At 60.7% G+C, this 1,649-nt stretch carries 1 protein-coding gene; it reads right to left on the bottom strand.

The genetic code is table 11. The features are described 5' to 3' along the window. Positions 1-194 precede the first annotated feature (194 nt). Complete coding sequence (locus EH240_RS36860; RefSeq protein ID WP_125007228.1) at positions 195-1,523, bottom strand: ISNCY family transposase; 1,329 nt, start codon at positions 1,521-1,523, stop codon at positions 195-197. Between the last annotated feature and the right edge of the window lie 126 nt (positions 1,524-1,649).

The following is a 1,649-nucleotide window of genomic DNA, read 5'->3' as shown; positions in this document are numbered from 1 at the left end:
TAGTCTAGTGTCCGTCCATAAACCCACTATTTTTATTGCGTTTACAATAGTTTGCGACTCAATGGGCAGCGCCTTCGAAGCTGAGTGGTCGGCATGATGGGTGTAAATCGCCGGGGAAGGGCTTTCTGGCGAGAACACGCGCACAGCCAGCGACCGGCGAGCGCCGGTCCATCTCAACCTGGTCGAATGGGATGTCAGGTTGGGCTGAGATGGGCGAAGAGGGCGAGGTTGTAAGCCACCACTGAGGACCAGACGTAAGTCTTGAAGTGGTCGAGCCCGCGCCAAGTGCAGCGTCCCAGACCATAGGCCCGTTTGAGGCAGGAGATGCCGGCCTCGATGCCGGCGCGGAAGTTTCTGAGCTTGCGGTAGACCCAGCGGCTTTTGACCATGTCTTCGATCTTGAGGCCGGCCTTTTTGTGGAAGGCCATGTCGCTGATGCCGAGCTCCTTGGCCTGGCGCAGATTGTTGCGGCCGGCATAGCCGCCGTCGGCTGCCGCCTGCTGCGGCGCCTCGCCATAGAAGGCGATGTGGCGTTCCAGCATCGGCAAGAGACGCTCGCTATCAGCCGGGTTGCCGGCTTCGATGACGAGATCGAGGATCAGTCCGCTTCTGCCGCTGGTGAGGTTGATTTTATGGCCATATTGGACGTCGCGGCTGCCCTTGACGATGATTTCGGCATGCGGCTCGAACAAGCTCACCAGCTTCTCGCCGGCCGGCACCGCCTCGCCGGCCAGCACCCGCCGCTCGGTCTGGGCGATGATCCGCTCGATCAGCAGCCGGTAGTGGCAGACAACGGCCTGCCAGAGTTCGCCGGCCGGGCCCGACGCCAAAGGCAACTGCGCCGCCGCCTGGTTCAGATACTCCAGGGTTTTGTGGTTGATTGTGAGCAACTCGCGGTAGCGCTTGATCCGTTTCGGGCGACCGCGGACAAACTGGATCAGCCGCGCCCGCTTCTTTGCCGCGCGGCAGTGATCGTGCCATGGGATGGTGCTGCCCAAGGCATCGGCCGCATCGAGAAGCCGCACCATCACCCGCACGCAGTCCCACAAAAGACTACTGTCGCTCGGCTCGTGCATCAGCGCTGCGGTGACGGTGCTGTCGACCCGCACCACCTTGCCGCTTTCCATCTTGTCCTGCCGGGCGCTCAAAAGCAGCGTCCGATTGATTTCTTCCCAGGTCTCGGCCCGAAGCACGCTGATCGTCTTGTGCAAGACCGACTTCTTCGGGCTCCAGCCCCACGGCAGCCGGGCAAAAGCTCGGAACGAGGCGGAGTCTTCCAGATGGAAGGCCAGCTCTTGATAGCTCAGTTGGCGGTGCTGCTTGAGCAAAGCGCAGCGCAGCACCGCCGGCAGTCTCTCGCGGCCGGTTTGCTTGACCCCATGCCGGTGCAAGTCCCCAGCCACTAACTCGAGCAGGTCGCGATGGGCGTCCAGCCATTGCGACATCGCTTTCAGTTCACAGCCGATCTCGTGTCCGGAGAAAAGATCGAATATACTGCTCTGGACGGTGCGTTCTTGACGCATTGTTGGCTCCGGCGGTTGCGGGTTTGTCTTTAGAATCAGTCGCTTGATCTAAAGTGTACCTGAAACCGCCGGGCTTTACCTGCGGAAATATCGCGATTCTTCCAACAAATTCAGTAGCTTGCCCTT

It is taken from the genome of Mesorhizobium tamadayense, assembly GCF_003863365.1.
Lineage (GTDB): Bacteria > Pseudomonadota > Alphaproteobacteria > Rhizobiales > Rhizobiaceae > Mesorhizobium > Mesorhizobium tamadayense.
This window is presented reverse-complemented; position numbering and strand designations above follow the sequence as displayed.

Excerpts from the sequence above, each read along its gene's own strand:
- EH240_RS36860 (WP_125007228.1), bottom strand. The coding sequence starts at position 1,523 with ATGCGTCAAGAACGCACCGTCCAGAGCAGTATATTCGATCTTTTCTCC.